Origin of the sequence: Staphylococcus capitis subsp. capitis (assembly GCF_040739495.1) — a bacterium.
GTDB lineage: Bacteria > Bacillota > Bacilli > Staphylococcales > Staphylococcaceae > Staphylococcus > Staphylococcus capitis.
In genome coordinates this window covers 393,978-415,567 of the sequence record NZ_CP145263.1, presented here as the reverse complement: position 1 = coordinate 415,567, position 21,590 = coordinate 393,978, and the positions used below count along the sequence as shown (strand labels likewise).

The 21,590-nt window shown below is 33.3% G+C and carries 19 protein-coding genes and 3 pseudogenes; 10 read left to right on the top strand and 12 right to left on the bottom strand.

Going from position 1 to position 21,590, the window contains the following annotated elements; genetic code table 11:
- The first annotated feature begins 22 nt into the window (after positions 1-22).
- The 4 genes from V6C74_RS02020 to V6C74_RS02005 all read left to right on the top strand — a co-directional run bounded on the left by V6C74_RS02020 (position 23) and on the right by V6C74_RS02005 (position 3,560).
- Positions 23-637, top strand: coding sequence for a DedA family protein (locus V6C74_RS02020; RefSeq protein ID WP_002432789.1), 615 nt, complete (start codon positions 23-25; stop codon positions 635-637).
- A 170-nt stretch (positions 638-807) separates the two neighbouring features.
- The gene (locus V6C74_RS02015; RefSeq protein ID WP_002453993.1) at positions 808-2,772 is read left to right on the top strand and encodes a fructose-1,6-bisphosphatase; all 1,965 of its coding nucleotides are present in this window, start codon (positions 808-810) and stop codon (positions 2,770-2,772) included.
- A 250-nt stretch (positions 2,773-3,022) separates the two neighbouring features.
- Entirely contained in the window at positions 3,023-3,361 is a 339-nt protein-coding gene (locus V6C74_RS02010; RefSeq protein WP_002432312.1) for a hypothetical protein, read from the top strand.
- Positions 3,362-3,371: 10 nt separating this feature from the next.
- Entirely contained in the window at positions 3,372-3,560 is a 189-nt protein-coding gene (locus tag V6C74_RS02005; protein WP_002432924.1) for a helix-turn-helix transcriptional regulator, read from the top strand.
- Between the two features lie 105 nt (positions 3,561-3,665).
- Here V6C74_RS02005 and V6C74_RS02000 read toward each other — a convergent pair whose 3' ends face one another.
- Complete coding sequence (locus V6C74_RS02000) at positions 3,666-5,450, bottom strand: sodium:proton antiporter (RefSeq protein ID WP_002453995.1); 1,785 nt, start codon at positions 5,448-5,450, stop codon at positions 3,666-3,668.
- Between the two features lie 365 nt (positions 5,451-5,815).
- Here V6C74_RS02000 and V6C74_RS01995 point away from each other — a divergent pair, with 365 nt between their 5' ends.
- Together V6C74_RS01995 and aldA are read left to right on the top strand one after the other, a co-directional pair.
- Entirely contained in the window at positions 5,816-6,865 is a 1,050-nt protein-coding gene (locus tag V6C74_RS01995) for a membrane protein (RefSeq protein ID WP_002453996.1), read from the top strand.
- A gap of 158 nt (positions 6,866-7,023) precedes the next feature.
- Positions 7,024-8,450, top strand: a pseudogene (gene aldA / locus V6C74_RS01990) (aldehyde dehydrogenase).
- 52 nt (positions 8,451-8,502) lie between these two features.
- On the opposite strand, the pseudogene V6C74_RS01985 reads toward aldA, so the two are convergent.
- Positions 8,503-9,455 (bottom strand): annotated as a pseudogene (locus tag V6C74_RS01985) (zinc ABC transporter substrate-binding protein).
- A gap of 154 nt (positions 9,456-9,609) precedes the next feature.
- Here V6C74_RS01985 and V6C74_RS01980 point away from each other — a divergent pair.
- Both V6C74_RS01980 and V6C74_RS01975 read left to right on the top strand, forming a co-directional pair.
- Positions 9,610-9,891 (top strand): GNAT family N-acetyltransferase, encoded by a 282-nt coding sequence (locus V6C74_RS01980; RefSeq protein WP_002453999.1) that lies wholly within the window; start codon positions 9,610-9,612, stop codon positions 9,889-9,891.
- 150 nt (positions 9,892-10,041) lie between these two features.
- Positions 10,042-10,855 (top strand): annotated as a pseudogene (locus V6C74_RS01975) (VOC family protein).
- Between the two features lie 40 nt (positions 10,856-10,895).
- On the opposite strand, the gene V6C74_RS01970 reads toward V6C74_RS01975, so the two are convergent.
- Together V6C74_RS01970 and V6C74_RS01965 are read right to left on the bottom strand one after the other, a co-directional pair.
- A complete protein-coding gene (locus tag V6C74_RS01970) occupies positions 10,896-12,389 on the bottom strand; it encodes an aldehyde dehydrogenase family protein (protein ID WP_002432802.1) in 1,494 nt (497 codons plus the stop codon).
- Positions 12,390-12,671: 282 nt separating this feature from the next.
- Positions 12,672-13,331: an NAD(P)H-dependent oxidoreductase gene (locus V6C74_RS01965; RefSeq protein ID WP_049389477.1), complete on the bottom strand. Its 660-nt coding sequence runs from the start codon at positions 13,329-13,331 to the stop codon at positions 12,672-12,674.
- A gap of 298 nt (positions 13,332-13,629) precedes the next feature.
- On the opposite strand from V6C74_RS01965, the gene V6C74_RS01960 reads away from it, so the two are divergent.
- Entirely contained in the window at positions 13,630-14,622 is a 993-nt protein-coding gene (locus tag V6C74_RS01960) for a D-lactate dehydrogenase (RefSeq protein WP_002454002.1), read from the top strand.
- Positions 14,623-14,680: 58 nt separating this feature from the next.
- On the opposite strand, the gene V6C74_RS01955 is transcribed toward V6C74_RS01960, so the two are convergent.
- Positions 14,681-15,484, bottom strand: a complete 804-nt coding sequence (locus V6C74_RS01955) for a Cof-type HAD-IIB family hydrolase (protein ID WP_002454003.1) — start codon at positions 15,482-15,484, stop codon at positions 14,681-14,683.
- Between the two features lie 229 nt (positions 15,485-15,713).
- The gene (gene srtA, locus V6C74_RS01950) at positions 15,714-16,325 is read right to left on the bottom strand and encodes a class A sortase SrtA (RefSeq protein WP_002432701.1); all 612 of its coding nucleotides are present in this window, start codon (positions 16,323-16,325) and stop codon (positions 15,714-15,716) included.
- A gap of 194 nt (positions 16,326-16,519) precedes the next feature.
- Here srtA and V6C74_RS01945 point away from each other — a divergent pair, with 194 nt between their 5' ends.
- Positions 16,520-17,011 (top strand): GNAT family N-acetyltransferase, encoded by a 492-nt coding sequence (locus V6C74_RS01945; protein WP_002454004.1) that lies wholly within the window; start codon positions 16,520-16,522, stop codon positions 17,009-17,011.
- Between the two features lie 41 nt (positions 17,012-17,052).
- Here the strand turns inward: V6C74_RS01945 and V6C74_RS01940 are convergent, their stop codons facing one another.
- The 6 genes from V6C74_RS01940 to V6C74_RS01915 form a co-directional block, all read right to left on the bottom strand.
- On the bottom strand, positions 17,053-17,229 hold the full coding sequence (locus tag V6C74_RS01940; RefSeq protein WP_016898584.1) for a hypothetical protein: 177 nt from the start codon (positions 17,227-17,229) through the stop codon (positions 17,053-17,055).
- Positions 17,230-17,532: 303 nt separating this feature from the next.
- A complete protein-coding gene (sdaAA, locus tag V6C74_RS01935; protein WP_016898583.1) occupies positions 17,533-18,432 on the bottom strand; it encodes an L-serine ammonia-lyase, iron-sulfur-dependent, subunit alpha in 900 nt (299 codons plus the stop codon).
- Between the two features lie 13 nt (positions 18,433-18,445).
- Positions 18,446-19,126, bottom strand: a complete 681-nt coding sequence (gene sdaAB / locus V6C74_RS01930) for an L-serine ammonia-lyase, iron-sulfur-dependent subunit beta (RefSeq protein WP_002432599.1) — start codon at positions 19,124-19,126, stop codon at positions 18,446-18,448.
- Positions 19,127-19,128: 2 nt separating this feature from the next.
- Entirely contained in the window at positions 19,129-20,172 is a 1,044-nt protein-coding gene (locus V6C74_RS01925) for a PTS sugar transporter subunit IIC (RefSeq protein WP_002432706.1), read from the bottom strand.
- Positions 20,173-20,707: 535 nt separating this feature from the next.
- Complete coding sequence (locus V6C74_RS01920; RefSeq protein ID WP_016898582.1) at positions 20,708-21,193, bottom strand: hypothetical protein; 486 nt, start codon at positions 21,191-21,193, stop codon at positions 20,708-20,710.
- Between the two features lie 22 nt (positions 21,194-21,215).
- The gene (locus V6C74_RS01915) at positions 21,216-21,506 is read right to left on the bottom strand and encodes a hypothetical protein (RefSeq protein WP_016898581.1); all 291 of its coding nucleotides are present in this window, start codon (positions 21,504-21,506) and stop codon (positions 21,216-21,218) included.
- Between the last annotated feature and the right edge of the window lie 84 nt (positions 21,507-21,590).

Here is a 21,590-nt window from a genome sequence, read left to right as displayed (position 1 = left end):
TTAAAGGAGAAACGAGTTATTAATGGAACAGATTATTACAGAGTTTATTAGTAAGTGGGGCTATACCGCTATATTTATTTTAATCTTATTAGAGAACGTCTTACCTGTAGTTCCTTCAGAGATTATTCTTACCTTTGCTGGTTTACTATCAGTGAAATCCCACTTATCTATATGGACACTATTAATTATTGCTACTATAGCTTCGTTTATTGGTCTACTCATTTTGTACTATATTTGTAGACTTATATCTGAGGAAAAATTATATCGATTTGTGGACCGTCATGGTAAATGGATGAAATTAAAAAGCAAAGATTTAAAACGCGCCAATGATTGGTTTAAAAAATATGGCGCATGGGCTGTCTTCTTATGTCGTTTCGTACCAGTATTACGTGTGCTGATTACTATACCAGCTGGCATTAACCGTATGAATGTAGTTCAATTTACTATCCTTTCCTTATTAGGAACAACAATTTGGAATTTCGCACTTATTTTACTTGGACGCTTATTAAGTGATAGTTTCGGCGCTCTGATGAATGGCATTCATACATACTCACGTATCATGTATGTCATTATCATTATCGCTATTATTTACTTCGTTATCCGTTACTTCATGAAAAGACGCAAAAATGTTAAATAAGTTTAGCTGAGTAAGCCTTATTTAGGGCTTACTCAGCTTTTTCATACAAATTAAAATTTTTAGTACGCTATCATTGAAAAAACACTACATTTTAAAGATAATTTATGTAAGCGCGTTACTTTTTAAAATAATGCATATGTGATGGAAATATTTAACAGAGGTGACTAAGCATGACTCCTATTACTGAAAGTGAAATGAAACAAAAATATTTAGATTTACTCTCTCAAAAATTTGATAGTGCTGAGAAATTAGCAACAGAGATCATTAATTTAGAATCTATCTTAGAATTACCTAAAGGCACAGAACACTTTGTGAGTGATTTACACGGTGAATATGAATCTTTCCAGCACGTTTTACGTAATGGTTCAGGAAACGTTCGCGCAAAAATCAATGATATATTCGAAAATAAATTATCTCAACAAGAGATTGATGACTTAGCAGCCTTAGTGTATTATCCAGAAGAAAAATTAAAATTAGTAAAAAATAATTTTGATTCCATAGGTAAACTCAACGTATGGTATATCACTACTATCGAACGTCTGATAGAACTCATTACATATTGTTCATCAAAATATACTAGATCTAAACTACGTAAAGCTTTACCTGAACAATTTGTTTATATTATTGAAGAGCTACTATATAAAAGTAATGAATTTCATAATAAAAAGCCCTATTATGAAACTTTAGTTAACCAAATTATTGAATTAGAACAATCTGACGATCTTATTATCGGTTTATCATATACCGTCCAACGTCTTGTAGTCGATCATCTTCACGTAGTTGGTGATATTTATGACCGTGGACCGAAACCAGACAAGATTATGGATACACTCATAAACTATCATTCAGTTGATATTCAATGGGGTAACCATGATGTGTTGTGGATAGGCGCTTATGCAGGCTCTAAAGTATGTTTAGCTAACTTACTTCGTATCTGTGCGCGCTATGATAACTTAGATATTATTGAAGATGCTTATGGCATTAACTTACGTCCTTTACTTACTTTAGCTGAAAAGTATTACGACGCTGAGAACCCTGCTTTCAAGCCTAAGAAACGTCCTGATAAAGATGTAAGTCTAACTAAACGTGAAGAAAGCCAAATCACTAAAATACATCAAGCAATTGCTATGATTCAATTTAAACTCGAAATGCCTATTATTAAGCGTCGCCCTTCTTTCGAAATGGAAGAACGTTTAGTATTAGAAAAAATTGATTACGACAACAATGAAATTACAGTTTATGGCAAAACTTATCCCCTTAAAGATACTTGTTTCCAAACTGTAGACCGAAACGATCCGGCGAAATTACTGCCTGAAGAAGAGGAAGTTGTAGATAAATTACTTCTTTCATTCCAACAATCTGAGAAATTACGTCGTCATATGTCATTCTTAATGCGCGAAGGTAAACTATACCTTCCTTACAATGGCAACCTTCTGATTCATGGGTGTATCCCCGTTGATGAAAATGGAGAAATGGAATCTTTCGAAATAGAAGGCGAGCAGTTAAGTGGACGTGAGTTATTAGATGTCTTTGAATACCATGTACGCATAGCTTTTGACCACAAAGAAATCACTGATGATATATCAACTGACCTAGTATGGTATTTATGGACTGGTAAGTATTCATCTCTATTTGGTAAGCGTGCAATGACAACATTTGAACGCTACTTTATAGAAAACAAAGCTTCTCATAAAGAGGAGAAGAATCCATATTATCACTTACGTGAAGATGTTGATATGATTCGCAAGATGTTGAAAGACTTTGGATTAAATCCAGATGAAGGTCGTATTATTAATGGTCACACTCCTGTTAAAGAAATCGACGGTGAAGATCCAATCAAAGCTGATGGTAAGATGCTTGTCATCGATGGTGGTTTCTCTAAAGCCTATCAATCCACGACTGGCATTGCAGGATATACACTGCTTTATAACTCATTCGGTATGCAATTGGTGGCTCATCAAGAGTTCAATACTAAAGAAAAAGTATTATCAGATGGTTCTGATGAGCTATCAGTGAAGCGTGTTGTAGATGAAGAATTGCAACGTAAAAAAATAAAAGATACCAATGTTGGTAAAGAGTTACAAAACCAAATTGATATCTTAAAAATTCTAATGCATGATAGATATTTAAAATAAATAGGAATACTAAGCATAAAATCCTTAGTTTCTTGTCATAAATAAAGTGAATTCTATTTAAAGGTCATCTTGCTTTCCGTGGGGACGGTCTCAATCTTGCTCAGCAAGTTTTTAACTCGCCCTATTCCCACAGGAGCCGGATGACCTTTTTATATCTTGGTCATTTCAAAATGTAAAATTCTTTTGACATTTTATATCAGTACGTTATCATAATAATGTCAAAAACTTTTTACATTATGGAGTGGAAATGATGAAAATTATTCTTTTATTAGTAGTATTCTTAGTCTTTGGAGTATTATGGAATATAATCATAAACAAATATTTGCCAACTATTTTAACCGATGTGAAAAATAAAAAATATGACGAAAGACAATCTCAAATGGTCGTTGAAATATTCGCCAAAACATTATTATGGACGGTATTTAGTTTGATTGTTGCTATACTATTAAAAGTCTGTGATTTTACTGACTCACAAAAAAATGTTTTCACCAGATTTTTTAGCAATTATCCAGAGTTACATTATTTAATTTTAATATCAGGATTTTTAATAATATTCTATTATCATACTAAGAAAAAATACTCAGCTTGAAGGTAATAAAGTGAAAAATAATATTTTGTACTATCGTAAAAAGATGAAAATATCTCAAGAAACATTAAGTAAGAATCTTGGGGTTTCTAGACAAACTATCAATGCTATTGAAAATAACAAATATGACCCATCATTAGTATTAGCGTTTAAATTAGCTAAACAGTTCTCAGTTACAGTTGATGAGTTGTTTACTTATTAATGGGTCATTATGCCCTAACCATATCAATGAATCACAAATAAACCCGTAGATAACTCAACTTCATCTACGGGTTATTAGTTTACATTAAAATGACCTCAGTCATTATCATGCATGTGCATCTCTTAAAATACCATAAACCCCTGTGTCATTTTCTGGTAATTCTCTATTACTACGTTTAAATGTGACTTCTTTATCTTCACTAATGTAGTAAATCAACATGTCTTTATCTGTAAGTTCATGGTACTCTTCTGCTGGCACTTCTACGATATTGTGTTGTGTAATGTAGTTATTAAACCAGCGTGGGCTGTGATTTTCATCAAATAATATATGATTACGAATCGGGCCACTTAAATTATTTCTCGCCTGTTCATCATTGAAAGAAACAGGCATCATATCTACATTATTTAAACCGAATTCTGGTACTAATTCATTAAATGCCAGACTATTGAAAATAAATGACTGTGTCATTAAGATACATTTATTATATCGAAGTAAGTCGGAGTAAATACGATCATTACTTGATAATAAATTACCTTTGAAGACTTCAAATCCCGCTTCATGTGCTTTCTCAGATGTATTTTCAAATAAATTGAACATCATAACTGGAATACCATGATCTCGTAAATTCACCCCTAGGTGGAATGAGAACTCACTCTCACCTACTATAATTACACCTGGCGGTTCATTACTAGCGACACCGAATAATTTACTTAATGGTGTAAAGATAAAGCCATAAATGACCACGGTAATAAATACTAAGCCGAATGTCACGGGCGTGATATACTTCGCCATAGCTACTTTGTCATCCATAAATAATCCTGAGAAAAATTGGGCCACTGTTAATACGACAATCCCTCTTGGCGCCATCATTGCAACAATCGCTCGTTCTTTCTTAGAAATTTCAGTTTTAAATGTTGAGAAAAGCACTGAAATAGGTCGAACTAAGACAATCATGACAATACAGAAAATAAAGAGTTGCCATGATACTACATTAAGTAATACATCTTTCGTAAGTGATGACGTGATTAAAATAAAGACTGTACTTACTAATATAGAAGATGCATTATCGATGAAATGATCTGATTCTTTAAAGATTAAATCATGACGTTTTTTACGTGCCATTATTAAACCAAAAATTGTCACCGCTAATAATCCAGATTCCGATAATATTGCATCACAAACACTAAATGTTAAGAGAATAAAAACGAATTGGATAGGTGGCATTAAATTTTGTGGAATCATATCTTGGCGTATGAACCAATTAAATAAATATGACGCACCAAAGCCGATTACGACAACGGCTAATATTTTCAGTACGAATATGAGAATAACAATGAAACTTATACCTTGTTCAATGATTTGGAAGATATAAAATGCTGTCAATGCAAGCATCGGACCAATTGGGTCGAGAATAATACTTTCCCATCTTAATATAGAGTCAACATTCCTCTTTACTTTCGCTTGTTTCAATAATGGTTGAATCACAGTTGGACCTGTAATTAAAAAGAGTCCTCCCATGACAAAGGATACGGAGATTGGAAAGTTTAGGATTGTATGTAAGGCTATCGCACCTAAAATCCATGCAATAACTGCGCCGACTGTTATGATTCGAATAACCGCTTTAGAAATTCCTTTAAGTTCCCTAAAATCTAAATTACTGCTACCTTCAAATAAAATAATTGCAACAGCTAAGGAAACGATTGGACTAAACACTTCAGATCCTAACGCTTCTTTAGGATTAGTGATACCTAATATCGGGCCAACGAGTAAACCAACAATCGCCATAACTACTATAGATGGCCATTTAATTCTATCTGCTAACCATTGACTAAAAATCCCTAATGCTAGAAATAGAACTATCATCAGCATAATGGGTAAGTCCAATGACATATGAACACCTTCTTAATATATTTATTTGCCTAATATATTCAATATTGCCTAATACTATCAAAAATGATGTGTAAATGCATTATTATTTGCTTAAAACTTTTGTAAATGTATAAAAATAATTAAATTGATTAAAATTAAACTTACAATTACTGAGTACCTTAAGTTTATGATACATATTTATTATACACTAAAGTCAAATTATCGTACGTCACATTTATACAATAGTACATATGTGATGAACTTCACTGTTTATTTTTTCGTCTATATCATCTACAATAGATAGATGTGATTTTTCAATTTTTTAAAATAAATGAATACATACAACATCTTTAAAATATATAAATTTGAAGGGATATGCATGTTAAATGAATACTGTTAAAGAATCCATCATCGTTGCCTTCGCTTTCGTTGGCGTGGTCGTTGGAGCTGGATTTGCGACAGGTCAGGAAATATTTCAATTTTTCACAAGTAATGGTATCTATAGTATCGCTGGAATTATCATTACTGGTCTTATCGTTACTTTAGGTGGAATATTTGTTTTAAACACTGGCTTCCGTCTTAAATCTCAAAATCATTCTGAATCAATCAATTTCTATTTACATCCTTTGATTGCAAAAGTTTTCGATATCATACTGACTATATTTTTATTTTCACTTGCTATAATTATGACGGCAGGTGGTGCATCAACAATTAATGAGAGCTTTGGCATACCTTTTTGGCTAAGTTCTTTAATCTTAGTAGTGCTAATATTACTCACGTTGTTTTTACAGTTTGATCGATTAATTGCTGTACTTGGTGGGGTTACACCTTTCCTAGTCGCTGTAGTAGTAATGATTGCTGTGTATTATTTTGTTACTGGTCACATTGATTTTACTGCCGCGAATCAATATTCTAATAACAATAAATCAATTTCTCCAGGTTGGTGGTTCGATGCAATCAACTACGCCAGTTTACAAATTGCCGCTGCTTTCAGTTTTCTAACAGTTATGGGTGGTAAGTTGAAGTTTCAGAAATCGACTATTTATGGTGGCTTAATTGGTGGTCTCATCATTACTTTCCTATTGCTAATGATTAATCTAGGATTAATTACTGAGTTCGATAAAATAAAACATGTGGCATTACCATCGCTACTCTTAGCAAAACAGATTTCACCTTCTATCGGCACAATTATGTCTGTGATTATGGTGTTAGTAATATATAACACTGTTGTAGGTCTAATGTATGCATTTGCTACACGTTTTAGCCAACCCTTTACAAAACGTTATTTTAGTTTAATTATTATGATGGCTATCATTACTTTCATTTGTACATTTATTGGATTTATCTCACTGATTGGTAAGGTATTCCCTATTATGGGATTATTTGGTTTTATCTTGCTTATCCCTGTCATATATAAAGGTTTTCTTAGACACTAAATATGAGTCAGGCGAGCTGTTAATGCTCGTCTGGCTTTTTTGTTAAATGTATCTTACTTCCCCTTCATATTTCTCAAAGATTATTACTCTCCATATGTTTTTAATTTTCAAAATTAGGATAAAAAATTTCGGGAATATAAATTGTGGAGGTGTCTTAAATGACAAATCAACTATTTATTAATAATGAATTTATCGAGAGTCAATCGAATGAAACGATGGATGTGATTAATCCTGCTACAGGGGAAAATTCGATACAATTACATTTGCGACTAAAGAAGAAGTCAATAACGCAATTGAAAAATCTAAACATGCTCAACGTGAATGGGAACGTGTTCCTCAACCTACACGTGCTGAACATGTGAAATTACTCATTCCATTATTAGAACAAAATCGCGATGAAATAGCACAATTATATGTGAAAGAGCAAGGAAAAACGTTAGCTGAAGCTTATGGTGAAATTGATAAGTCTATCGCATTTATTGATTATATGACTAGTTTAAGTATGAGTAATAAAGGCGAAGTACTTCAAAATAGCGTAGAAAACGAAATTATCCAAATTACGAAGAAACCTATTGGTGTCACAGCGGGCATCGTTCCTTGGAATGCCCCTATTATGGTTTTAATGCGAAAAGTTATTCCCGCTGTTGTTACGGGATGCTCAGTCGTTATTAAACCAAGTGAAGAAACGACACTTTTAACATTAAAATTAGCTGAACTATTCCGTGCTTCAACAATACCAGCTGGATTAATTCAAATTGTTCCAGGCACGGGCGAAACGGTTGGAACACAACTTGCAACGCATAAAGATATTCAACTCATCTCACTTACAGGTAGTATGCGTGCTGGTAAATCAGTATATGAACATGCAGCACAAACAGTTAAGAAGGTAAACCTTGAGTTAGGTGGTAACGCACCTGTTATCGTTACACCTCATGCGGATATCGACAAAGCTGTAGACTATATTGTCGCAGCTCGTATTAATAACGCTGGTCAAGTGTGCACATGCCCTGAACGTATCTTTGTTCACGAAGATGTTCATGACGAATTTATTGAAAAGGTTTCTAACAAAATGAGTCAATTAACTGTAGGAGACCCACTCGATGAGAATTCAGATTACGGAGCTATTATTAACCAAACTCAACTCAATAGTATTCATGAAAAAGTCGAAACTGCAGTGAAAAACGGTGCCAAATTAGTATTGGGCGGACAAAAATTACAACGTGATGGTTTCTTCTACGAACCAACTGTATTAGATCATGTAAATCCTGAAGATAGTGTATTTAAAGAAGAAATATTCGGACCAGTCCTAGCGGTTACAACGTATAACGACTTCAATCAAGTGATTGATGACGCTAATGATACAAATGCTGGTTTATCTTCATACATTTTCTCCGAAAACTTTAAAGAAGTGATGACCGCTTCAGAACGTTTAAAATTTGGTGAAGTTTACGCCAATTGTGAAGCAGAAGAAGTAGTGAACGGTTATCACGCAGGATGGCGCGAATCTGGTTTAGGAGGCGCTGATGGTATTCACGGCTTTGAAGAATACTATAACACTACAGTAAGTTATTTAAGATATCAGTAGTATATGAAAAGGCCCTTTTAGAGTGAACATGCCATTCTAAAAGGGTTTTTAATTATTGATTTAAAGCTTTGTCTAACGATTCAATATCTTTTTTCATTAGTGATTGATAAGTGATTGACTGATTGTCTTTTTCTTTTTTAGTAAGTACTGCTAAATTATGGAAACTTAAAGGTTGGGTATCTGTTTCTCTTTTTATCACATCTGTAATTTTAGAAGTAATATTTTGTTCATATAATACATAAGGAGCTTGGAATTTTTGATGTTCTTTACGATACTCAATATCTTCTTTTGACTTGGTTCTTCATCATTCGTTCCATTAACGCCCTCTTGTTTAAAATGATAACGATGAGTAAGATAGCCTAGAGAATCGTGAGAAATAATAATTTTTTCACGTTTAGGGCTTTTAGTGATTTTTTGCATCTTTTTATCGATATTTGCGATATCTTTATCTAACTTTTTATAGTTTTTTTCATAGTATGACTTATGTTTAGGATCTTTTTGAATAAGCTTATCTTTGATTTTCTCAGCGAAAATGCGATCTAATACTGGGTCTAGCCAAACATGTGGGTCGTTTTCAGTTTCAGCATGATTATGACCTTCATCTTCATCGTGATCATCGGAATGGATTAATTCTTTTTGATTTAAATCGCTTGCAAGGGCTAATTTCATATTTTTATTTTCCATTGATTGAGTTATTTTAGCTGAAACCGGATCTAAGTCATCGCTAGAGTAGATGAATAAATCACTTTTCGCAATATTGATCATATCTTTTTGTGTAGGCTCATAAGAATGTAAATCAGCACCTGGAGGATAAATAGATTCTACATCGACGTATTTACCGCCAATTTGTTCTGTAAAACTTTGAAATGCAAAGACGGTTGTATATATTTTCATTTTGTTGTGACTATTGACATTGTCTTTTTTGCTAGAATTTATACTCTTACTACATCCACTTAATATTAAAATTAATGATAACGTAATAAAGATAATTGCCTTTCTTTTCAAAATGAGCCCTCCACAAAGCGTAATTATTTCGTTTATCACTATATCGGTAACCTTCTAAAAAAGCAATAGCTAAGCCTTTAAAACATTAATCATGTTTTAAAATTTAAGATGAGTGATAAATATATGTATAAACATTTTAAAGGAGTGAACGTTAATGGCTGAAGAAATTAAACAAGGCGATCATAAATTTTATGTGGGAGAAGATGAGAATAATCCACAAGCAGTAATTACTTTCAAAGACGTAGATAACAATGAAATCGATATTGACCATACTGGTGTATCTGATGAACTAGGTGGACAAGGTTTAGGGAAAAAATTAGTGAATAGCGTTGTAGAATATGCGCGTAATAATAACTTAAAAATCATTGCTTCTTGCCCATTTGCTAAAGATGTTTTAGAAAAAGATGACCACGCGCAAGATGTTTATTTAGGTTAATACATTGATATTTAATCATTCCAAGGAGATACTTTCTTCTTGGAATTTTTTTGATTCAAACTTGCTCTTTTCACCTCCTAGTAGTATATTTATTATACTTAGTATAAATATTAAATGAGGATGACTTTTTCATTTGAGGAGGACTACACTTTGCATACCTTTCACTCATCAGAGGTAACGCAAGTTACAAATATCACTCTGAACGTTAAAGATTTAAATACAATGACTGACTTTTACTCTAATGTTTTAGGTTTTACAATCAATAAACAAACTGAGCAACAAACCATTTTTTATATCGGTAAACATGGACATACATTAACTTTGAATAGATTGATTGATGGTCGTCAACCTGGATTGAGAGAATCTGGATTATTCCATATCGCCTACCTTCTCCCTTCGCGTGTTGACTTAGCAAACTTCCTTTATCATGCTAGCCAACTCAATATCGCGGTTGGTGGTGGCGATCATCTTGTAAGTGAGGCTTTATATTTTAATGATCCAGAAGGTAACGGCATTGAGGTCTATCAAGACCGTCCTGATGAAGGATGGCAATGGAATGATGGATTTGTCAAAATGGATACACTACAAGTTGATGCCAATGATTTAATTGCTCAACGTTCTAAAGAAGGATGGCAAGGTTGGCCAGAAGATGGGATAATTGGACATTTACATCTTAAAACACATGATCTAGGACAAGCACGCGCATTTTATATTGATGATCTAGGGTTAGAACAAATTTCTAATTTCCCCCAAGCACTCTTCATGTCCACGCAGAAATATCATCACCACATTGCGGTGAATACTTGGCAGTCAAATATAGCAAGAACACATAATCAACTATCATATGGGTTAACTCATGTATATATATATATATCAACCTAATGCAGAGATTAAACATTTAACATCACCAGAAGGCTTTGACATTAAGATTCATGGTGATAAAAACTTAGTGTTAAACACATAAAAAAAGAGGGCTTTCGCCCTCTTTTAATTTTTTATTTATATTAATACATACCATTTGGTTGGTTACTTGTATCAATAAAGATATTTTTAACTTGTTGATAGTTTTTAATTGCGTCTTTATAAACTTCACGACCAATACCAGATTTCTTATAGCCGCCGAATGGTGCGCCTGCTGGAATTTGGTTATACGTATTAATCCAAATACGACCAGTTCTCATTGCTTTAGAAACATTTAATGCACGGTTGATATTAGTTGTGAAAATACCACCAGCTAAACCATATTCTGAGTCATTCGCGATATCAATCGCTTGTTGTTCATCATCAAATTTTTCAACTACTAAAACTGGACCAAAGATTTCCTCTTGAGCTAATTTGTGTTTATTATCTTTTAACTCAATAATAGTCGGCTCGAAATAATAACCTTTATCTAATCCATTGTCTGTAATACGATGACCACCAGTTAAGATATTAGCTTTATCATCATCTTCTGCAATTTTTACGTAACTTTGAATTTTTTCTAATTGATCTGGACCAGTTTGCGCACTCATTTTTACGTTTTCATCAAATGGATCGCCAACTGTGATATTTTCAAAAGCTTCTTTTAGTTTAGGTAATAATTCGTCATAAATTGAAGATTGTACTAGCAATCTTGAACCTGCACTACAAACCTCACCTTGGTTAAATAGGATTCCTAACTGAACGCCTTCAACAACTTGTTCTAAATTCGCATCATCAAAGATGATATTGGCACTCTTACCACCAAGTTCTAATGTTGTAGGTACAATGCGTTCAGCTCCTGCTTTTGCTACGCCGTAACCTACATCTGTTGAACCAGTGAATGATAACTTATCTACACCTTCATGGTTAAAGATAGCGTCGCCTGATTCAGAGCCTTTACCAGTTAAAACGTTCACTACACCTTTAGGTAAAACTTCTTGGAAAATTTTAGCAAGTTCAATTAATGATAAAGGCGTTGAAGAAGATGGTTGAATAACCACTGTGTTACCTGCAGCTAATGCTGGTCCTAATTTCCATGAAGCTAATAGAATTGGGAAGTTCCATGCAACCACTGCACCTACAACACCTACAGGTTCATTGACAACTAAACTCATAGTGTTTTCGTCAATTTCATTGACTGTACCTTCATCAGTAGTTAAAACACTTGCGAAATATTTAAACTGATTTGCTGCCTGAGGTACATCAATTGTAGAAGTTTCACGATATGGTTTACCATTTTGTAATGATTCAACTGTAGCTAAATGTTCAGCCTTTTCATGAATGCGACGACTAATTTCTAATAAGTAATCAGCGCGTTCAGCTTTTGAAATTTTACTCCAGCTATCAAAAGCATCGTGTGCAGCTTGGACTGCTTTATCGACATCTTCTTTGCCAGCTCTTGCAACTTTAGCTAAGTCTTCGCCATTAGCTGGGTTAGTTACTGTTAATGTTTCTCCACTACCACTTGATTGGAATTCGTTATTGATAAATAAGCCATAACTTTCGTCGATATAATCTCTTACGTTAATATTTGCCATTTTAACCCATCCTTTATAGTGATATTTGAATTGTTGAAACTACCTTGCTTAAATTAAATATATTTTAAAATGTAAACGTTTACTTTTTGTAGTTTTTATTTTACCTTCTTTTCTATATGATTCAAAACAATGTGTTTATGAGCATACTCAAAAAGAATTCCTAATCTTGAATTACCCGCATATATAAAGACTTATTCACTTCTGAAAAATTTAAAAATTTTCAAAAAAAAACAGACTCTACAATCTAAAATTATAGAATCTGTTCTTGAATATTTTAAATTATTATACCCAGCTAATGACGTCATCTTTGTTTTGACGAACTTTACCATGAGCAGGTTCTTCAGCTCTATAACCGAAACCAACCATTACTGAAATACCGAAATGTTCAGTATCTAGGATACCTTCCTCAGCTAATATCTCAGTCACTTTATCTAAGTCAAATCCTTCCATTGGGCAAGAATCAACGCCTAAGAGTGCTGCAGTCGTCATCATATTACCTAATGCAATATAAGTTTGTTTGCTAGCCCAATCATACAATGTACGTTCATTATCATTAATGTGGAAATTGGTTTGGAAATTATCAAACTTTTCATTAACTGCTGGAATTGTGCTTTCTTCGTACTGTTTAACACCACGAATTAAGTTTTGGACGTATTCAGATTGAGAAGTTACATTTTTACGTGCAAATATCAATACAAAGTGACTCGCTGTATCTAACTGCTTCTGAGCACCCCAACTGTATGGTTTAAGTTTATCTCTTAATGTTTCACTTTGGACTACAACAAAATGCCACGGTTCCAAACCTAGAGAACTTGGAGATAATCTCCCTGCCTCTAAAATTGTTTCAAAATCTTCATCACTCACTTTTTTAGACGGATCAAATTGTTTTGTAGCGTGTTTAAATTTAAATGCATCAATGATTGTTTGATTCATATTACTCATACCAGTGTTTCATCCTTCCTAAAATACATTGTTAACAATATCATTTTTCATTACATCAAAAGTATAAATGACTTTTGTACACGATAAAAGTAAATGAATTTCATAAAAAAGAGGATTTTTTATTTTAAAATGAGAGATTTTTCACATTTTTCTTTTCCAAAAGTCATTTCGCACTTGATTTGTGAAAACTTTCACAATATAATGAGCTTGTAAGTTTTAGTCTTACTTATTTATTTTTATTCTTATAACTTATTATTTAGTACGATTTTTTACATTTTAGAAATGGGGTTGTTTTTTAATGACAAGAATTATGTTTTTCGGTACACGCGAATATGAGAAAGAAATGGCATTAAACTGGGGTAAAAAGAATAACATTGAAGTAACTACTTCTACTGAACTTTTAAGTAAAGATACTGTCGACCAACTTAAGGATTATGATGGTGTAACTACCATGCAATTCGGTAAATTAGAAGATGAAGTTTACCCTAAACTCGAAGCATACGGCATCAAACAAATCGCTCAACGTACTGCGGGATTCGATATGTACGATTTAGATCTTGCTAAAAAACATGGTATTGTTATTTCTAACATTCCTAGTTATTCACCTGAGACTATCGCAGAATATTCTGTTTCTATCGCATTACAACTTGTACGTAGATTCCCTGCAATCGAAAGACGCGTACAAGATCACAACTTTACTTGGGCGGCACCGATTATGTCACGTCCAGTTAAGAATATGACAGTCGCTATCATTGGTACAGGACGTATTGGAGCTGCCACTGCTAAAATTTACGCAGGATTTGGCGCAAAGGTTGTTGGTTACGATGCTTATCCTAATCATTCTTTAGACTTCTTAGAGTATAAGGATTCTGTTGAAGAAGCTATTAAAGATGCAGACATCATTTCATTACACGTACCTGCAAACAAAGAAAGCTTCCACTTATTTGATAAAGAAATGTTTGCGAAAGTTAAGAAAGGTGCTATTTTAGTTAACGCTACTCGTGGGGCTGTTATTAACACGCCTGATCTTATTGATGCAGTTAACGATGGCACATTATATGGTGCTGCAATCGATACTTATGAAAATGAAGCCGACTACTTTACATTTGATTGGACTAACAAAACAATCGAAGATCAAACGCTTTTAGAGCTTATTAGACACGAAAAGATTTTAGTAACACCTCATATTGCTTTCTTCTCAGATGAAGCAGTACAAAACTTAGTTGAAGGTGGCTTAAATGCAGCGTTATCAGTTATTCAAACTGGAACTTGTGAAACACGTCTAAACTAATCTATTTAAAAGGGTGAGAAAAGTTGGTATATCCACTTCTTCTCACCTTTATTTATGCTCAGATGTTACTTAGAACTACTTCTTCAATAGTAGTTAATACACCTTGTTTATCATTAGATGGCGCCACACCACTCGCTAATTCAAATAATGATGCGTCATTACTATTTTCCATAACATAACTATATTGTGCGAGTTCTAGCATATCTTTATCATTATTAGCATCACCAAATGCCATTAATTCAGTAGACGACATCCCCCATTCAGTAAGTAATCGTCTTAATGCTTGACCCTTTGTCATATTAGGCATAATTACATCTATACTATCGTGCCCACTTGAGACTAGCTTAATTGTATCTTTAAAAGCTCTCTCTAACTCATCATCCAAGTGAGGATGAGTTTTTCGATTGATATTGAAAGCAATTTTAACATAATCGTCTTTAAGTAAATGTTGTAGTGAATCAATTTCTTCTAATTGATGATAATAAAAATGCGCGTCCTCTTTAAAAGTTGCTTGGGTACTTTTTAAAATATACGCACTTTTCACACCACATATAATGAGTTCATCCATCTTGTGGTCAATGCTTAAATAATCAACAACGTCTTGAAAATCTTGTCTATTGAAACTTCGATAGTTGTACAGCTTATTCCCATTATATATGACTGCCCCATTTTCAGAAATAAAGAACATATCTCTAACGCCAAAGATAGACTTCAATTTCGCATATTGATTTCCACTTGCAGCTATAAATTGTATGTTATGCTTCTTTAATTTCTTAAAAATTGTTTCAAACCGTGCCTCATCAAATAGCTTATTTGAATCTAAAAAAGTGCCATCCATATCTACTGCAATTGCGCGTATCATTTTAATATCCCCTTTAATTGACCAACTTTAATCTCATTATATCTGTGTGTGTGTGAATGGAATGAAGTTAAAGATAAGTCTATGAAACTATATTCACATTTAGAAATTGATTTCATCACTTAAAAATACTTAACTCATGTGAATGTTTGTTAAATGTCTATTAAACTTTATGATTTATTACTATAGTAAAAGGTAGAAGTATCTTGTATATACTCCTACCTGATTGTTCTTAATTCACTTGTGTTGCGATGAATATTTTTCGTTTCTCCCAGACACCTGTTTTCTCATTATAATCATCACAAGTAATCAACGTTAATTGATTTTTTTTACCTTTTTGTTCATCTAAAACTTCAACATCTGATGGATTAACGTCATGAATTTTTGTCATTTTATACTTACGTGTTTGATTACCTACTTTAAAATATACTTTACTTCCTTTTTTAGCTGCTTTTAGATTAGTAAATTGATAGTGCGGACGGTCAGTAAATGTGTGACCAGCGATAGAAATATTTTGTTGATCTAATGATTCATCTCCCTCAGCGAAACTCACACCTCTATTAAGTTGCTCTAGTGTCGCAGGTCCTGGATAAACCGGCTCCTTAATTTCAGCATCTGGTACTTCAATATAACCAGCCATTTTGGATTTATCCTTTGGAATTGTAGGTGTCTTTTGTTTCGTCGAGGTATCCTTTTTTTCATCGTTGTCATATTTCTCAATCTTATTGTCGTTATCTTTTTCATGAAGATAATTATCAATATGTGGCTTTGCAAATAAATATATTGCTAATAATATTAATAAGACACCAATGAACGTCGTTAATCGACTCGTCCATTTTTTCATTACTGTAACTCCTTTAAATGTTTTTAAAGATTTATCGTAGTTTGAGATAAGTATATCATTATTTTGACACGACAACACTAATATAAAAGAAGCTTATAAAATCTTTTATAAATATGGCATGTGAAATGACTTAACAAATAATTGATTTATTAGAAATAAAGGTATTTAATGGAATGTAAAAAGAGGGGTACCCAATGATTAGACATGCTAGAAAAGAAGACCTGCCAGATATTCTTGAAATTTATAATGACGCCATAATTAATACTACTGCAGTATATACATATGATCCCAAGGAATTAGAAGAACGACTACAGTGGTTTGAAACAAAATCAATAGCCGAAGAACCTATATGGGTATATGTTAAAGACCATCATGTTGTAGGTTATGCAACATATGGCTCTTTTAGAGATTGGCCAGCCTATCTTTATTCTATTGAACATTCGATTTATGTTGATCCCGACTATCGTGGTCAAGGTATAGCTTCAAAGTTATTAGAAACACTCATTCAAGTCGCAAAGGCCAAAAATTATCGAACAATTGTAGCGGGGATAGATGCTTCTAATGTAGGAAGTATTGAGCTACATAAAAAATTTAATTTCACTCACGCTGGAACAATTAAAAATGTAGGATATAAATTTGAAAGATGGCTCGATTTAGCATTTTATCAGCTTGATTTACATCAATAAAAAAGAATGAAATTTAACTAAGGAATGTCTTTGGTTAAATTTCATTCTTTGTTTTTATTTTCAATAACAAAACGAATATAGTAGAACATAAAAACGAGAATCATACTTAATGATAATGATTTAAATAATAAGTTGACCCATGTCCCCTCTGTAGTCCATAAATAAGTTATCGTTGTGTTAATGATGAATGCTAGAAAGATAAGGAATAATCTTAGCATTGCATCAACCCCTTTTAAGCTATTTTAGATTGGGGACCCACATTTTGCAATATTAAAGAAGCACTTATGATGGTAATAATTCTTTAGTGCTTCTTACATAATAGTTTCTTGACTATTGTGTTCATCTAATATGCGAATTCTAATTCGACGGTGTTCTTAATGCAATAGACCATAGTCTATTGGTTTCCGTTTTAATCATTCAACTATGTACTTACTAAAACAGTTAATCTTTATAACCTTAGAAAAAAGCACTTTAGTCTTGCTATACACAAAACTAAAGTGCTTAATCATTATATTTATAAGTTATTTATTATTTACCATATTTTCAGCTTCACCGAAAATTTTACGTTTAATTTCTTCACCAGTTGGTGTACCAGCTAGACCACCTAAACCTGTTTCACGAAGAGATGCAGGTAAATTACGACCAACTCTGTCCATCGCACCGATAACTTCATCAACTGGAATACGACTTTCAACGCCAGCTAATGCAAGGTCTGCTGAAATTAATGCGTTACCTGAACCAATAGCATTTCTCATTACACAAGGAATTTCAACGAGTCCTGCTACAGGGTCACAAACTAAACCTAATAAGTTACTTATCGCAAGTGCCATCGCATGACCAGATTGCTCTGGCGTACCGTTAAAGATAGCTACAGAAGCTGCCGCAGCCATTGCTGACGCAGAACCAACTTCTGCTTGGCAACCGCCTGTAGCACCAGCAACACTTGCGTTGTTTGCAACTACACGTCCAAATAATGCTGAAGTAAATAGGAAATCTATCATTTGATCTTCAGTTAAATCATGAGTTTTCTCTAATTTGAAAAGAACGCCGGGAATAGTTCCCGAGGAACCAGCTGTAGGTGTAGCACAGATGATACCCATTGCTGCATTCACTTCGTTTGTTGCAACTGCGCCTTTAACGGCTTCAATCATTTCTTTCCCTGATAAAGCATGATTGTTTTCGTTGTAATCACGAAGTTTTGCCGCATCATGGCCTGTATAACCTGTAACACTTTCTACACCATCTCCAGTAGTACCTTTTTCTACTGCATCACGCATCACTTCAAGATTTTGTTTCATACGTTCACGTACTTCGTCGCGTGATATACCTTCTCTTTCCATTTCTTCGTTGATCAAGATATCAGCGAAGGAAATGTCATGTTCAACAGAATAATCTATTGTCTCTCTAATTGAATTAAACATTTATAATCCCCCTCTAATTGATATAGGAAACGTTTAAGTCACTGTATTTTTCTCTAATTTTGTTTAATGTTGATTCTGAGATTGCTTTATTTAAAGGTAATACAACTAGACCATTATTGTCGCTCGTCTTGACAGTTTCATCACCAAAATCAATTTCCATATCTGTCATGTCGTTGATTAAGTGATTCACCTGAGCTTTATCCATTTCGCCGTCTATTTCTAACATTGGAAGTCCATTGTTAATTTCAACTTCTAAGCCATTGACGTTAATGCCTTTAAGTTTAATTGTACCGCCACCAATTGAAATACCAATGACTTCAATATGACGTCCACTTTCAGAGTTCGCCTTAATATAAGCACAGTTAGGATGTTGACCGATACTTTCTCCATCTTCTTCGATGATATCAACATCGATATTTTCATCCTTAGCTATATCTAATGCTGATTTAATTCGGCTATCGAAGGTGCTATAGCCCATAGCACCACCAACTACAGCTACGTCTGTACCATGTCCTTGGTGCGTCTTAGCAAAAGATTCATAATAATGAATCTCTAAAGTTTTAGGCATGTCTCCTAAAACAGCACGTGCTGAGTTACCTATTTTAACTGCACCAGCAGTATGAGAACTTGATGGTCCCATCATAACTGGTCCAATAATGTCAAAAGCACTTTGGTAATCATAGCTTTTAGCCATTATTAAACACTCTCCTTAACTCGATTCTTTTTCCCTGGTAATTTGAAACTAATATTCATTAAGTTAAATTTCTTGATAATTGAACTCATAACGAATGCTAGTACTACACTTACTATACCCACTGTGATGATAGTTATGATAGAAGTCACTGCATTATTAAATCCAAATAATACAATCGCACCTGCGATCGGTGTAGCCATACCTTTTACATTGATTACTAGTCCACTGAATGTAACGATACAAGCATTTACAACACCGATGATGGCATTCGTACCATAAAGTTGTAGTGGATATTTTGCAATTAAATCTATTTGTGTCAATGGTTCGATAAATACTGCGAACGCATTGGTTTTCTTACCAATATGCAGTCTACTGAATAGTACTGCGTTAACGAATGAAGCACCAGTACATGTTAATGCACCGATTGCCATTGGAATACCTGTAAGCCCTAATAAGCTTGTTAAGACCATTGAACTTAAAGGCGTCATGCCTGTTACAGGTATAACTAGTCCTAATATAACTGCTAAAGCATAAGGATTATCATTACCTACAGATGAGATAGCTGAACCAATTTGTTTAAGTACAGCGATAACCCCGGGTGAAATTAAATTTGCTAAACCAAATGTAATTGCTGGAGCCAATAAAATTACAACAATTAAATCTAGTCCTTCTGGAACTTTTTTCTCTATCAATTTAATCCCAAAAGCAATAATATATGCTGCTATAAATGCTGGCAATAATTTTGAATCATGTAAAACTAAACCAACGATAACAGCAAAAACTGGAGATACACCCAAGTTTAAACATGTTAAAATACCAACTGCAATTCCGCTTAAACTCCCTGCTAAGTCACCAATTTCTTGAAAAAATTTAATGTGGAACACGCCACCGATAGCATAACTTAAGAATGCTTGTGGTAAGTATGTGGCACAAGCTGCCCCTGATAAAGCTTGTAAACCTTGTTTACCATATGGCGCAAAGTTTAAGAACAGCGTCATGATGATAAGTACAATTACTAGTGTCCCTACTCCTAAGATTATATTCATTTCCCCATAACCTTCTTTCTGTTTTTTTAGGCCATAGCTATCGTACACCCTTAAGAAAGCGATTTCAATAATTTACAACAAATAAATTAGTAGATATTGTGAAATAATTCACTAAGTTATATTTTTATTGTTGCAAAAAGTACAAAAGAGAAATTATTTTGTTATTTGATTTTATTCGAAATATTTTACACCTAACCCTAACGAATGTAAGCGATATCATCAACATTACTTTACCCTTACCTCAAAATCGTCTTCATATGATGTACAAGATAACTAGTACATATCATTTAGGCGACTTATATATTCTAACGCTTATTATCTCAAAATGTAACAAATTGCTCACAATTTTTAAGGGCTTATTGCAAATTTCTAGTGCAACCAGCCCTTAAATATGAATGTTTAGGTTAAAATTGTATTTTTACCCTTAAACCTATTTTCAGATTCACGGGTGAATTTTATCATTTTCTACTCTTACCTATATCAGTTTAATTAATTAGGCGGACTTCTACCTCTATATCTTTTCAATAAGTAAAAGTTACCCTTTAATGAAAAATAATTTTTCAGCTAAGTCATAATTCTTTTGACTCAATGAAAATTCTTGTCTTGTAAGTCTTTCTGGTAATTCAAGTATAAGTAAGAAAAGTTTGTCTACATTTGTTAACACTTCTTTAGATGTAGACATAGATATTGATTCCATTTGCTCAATAAATGGCGCGTATCTACAGTAAGCACTAACAAATATTTGTAGAGGATAGATGCTTTGATTGTTTTTATATAAATTAATGAAGACTTTAACAATATGACTGGGATAGATGATTTCTATAATATTATCTTGAATAGAGAATTTTAAATTGCATTTTTTGAGTTCTGAAAGTAGTTTTTGAAGCATATATAGGAGTAAAGGAATGTCGCGATTTTCATGAGCAGGTGGAAGGTTGAGTTTATCAGTTAATGTATCTGGATCTAATGGGAATGATAATTTAAGTGGTTTAACAGTTGTTTTGATTTTTAATTGGGTCATTCTAGAGTATGCACTCAACATTTCACTGTGCTGGTTGACAGGATAGAATTGTAAAAAAACGTAACTTTTCATCATTAATATCACTTTCAGCTTCATCTCTTAGATTGATAAATTGATTACTTACTTGATGCGAAGGTGGTTGATATTGAGGGAATTGAATTGACCTTTGAAGTTGGTATGTAGTGGGTAGTGTAATATCTTGGTGTTCAAGTTCAAGTAATAAATTAGGATAGTCGAGTTCATTCATATACGCAAACGTTCGTAGCGACATACGGTTTAGAAACTCACACAATTCTTGTTTCAAAATTAACATATTATCATCCTCTCGGTGTCTTATTTTTTAATTGTGCTCATATATTAATTGTTAAAATATAATTTTATTAAACGTTCTATTTAG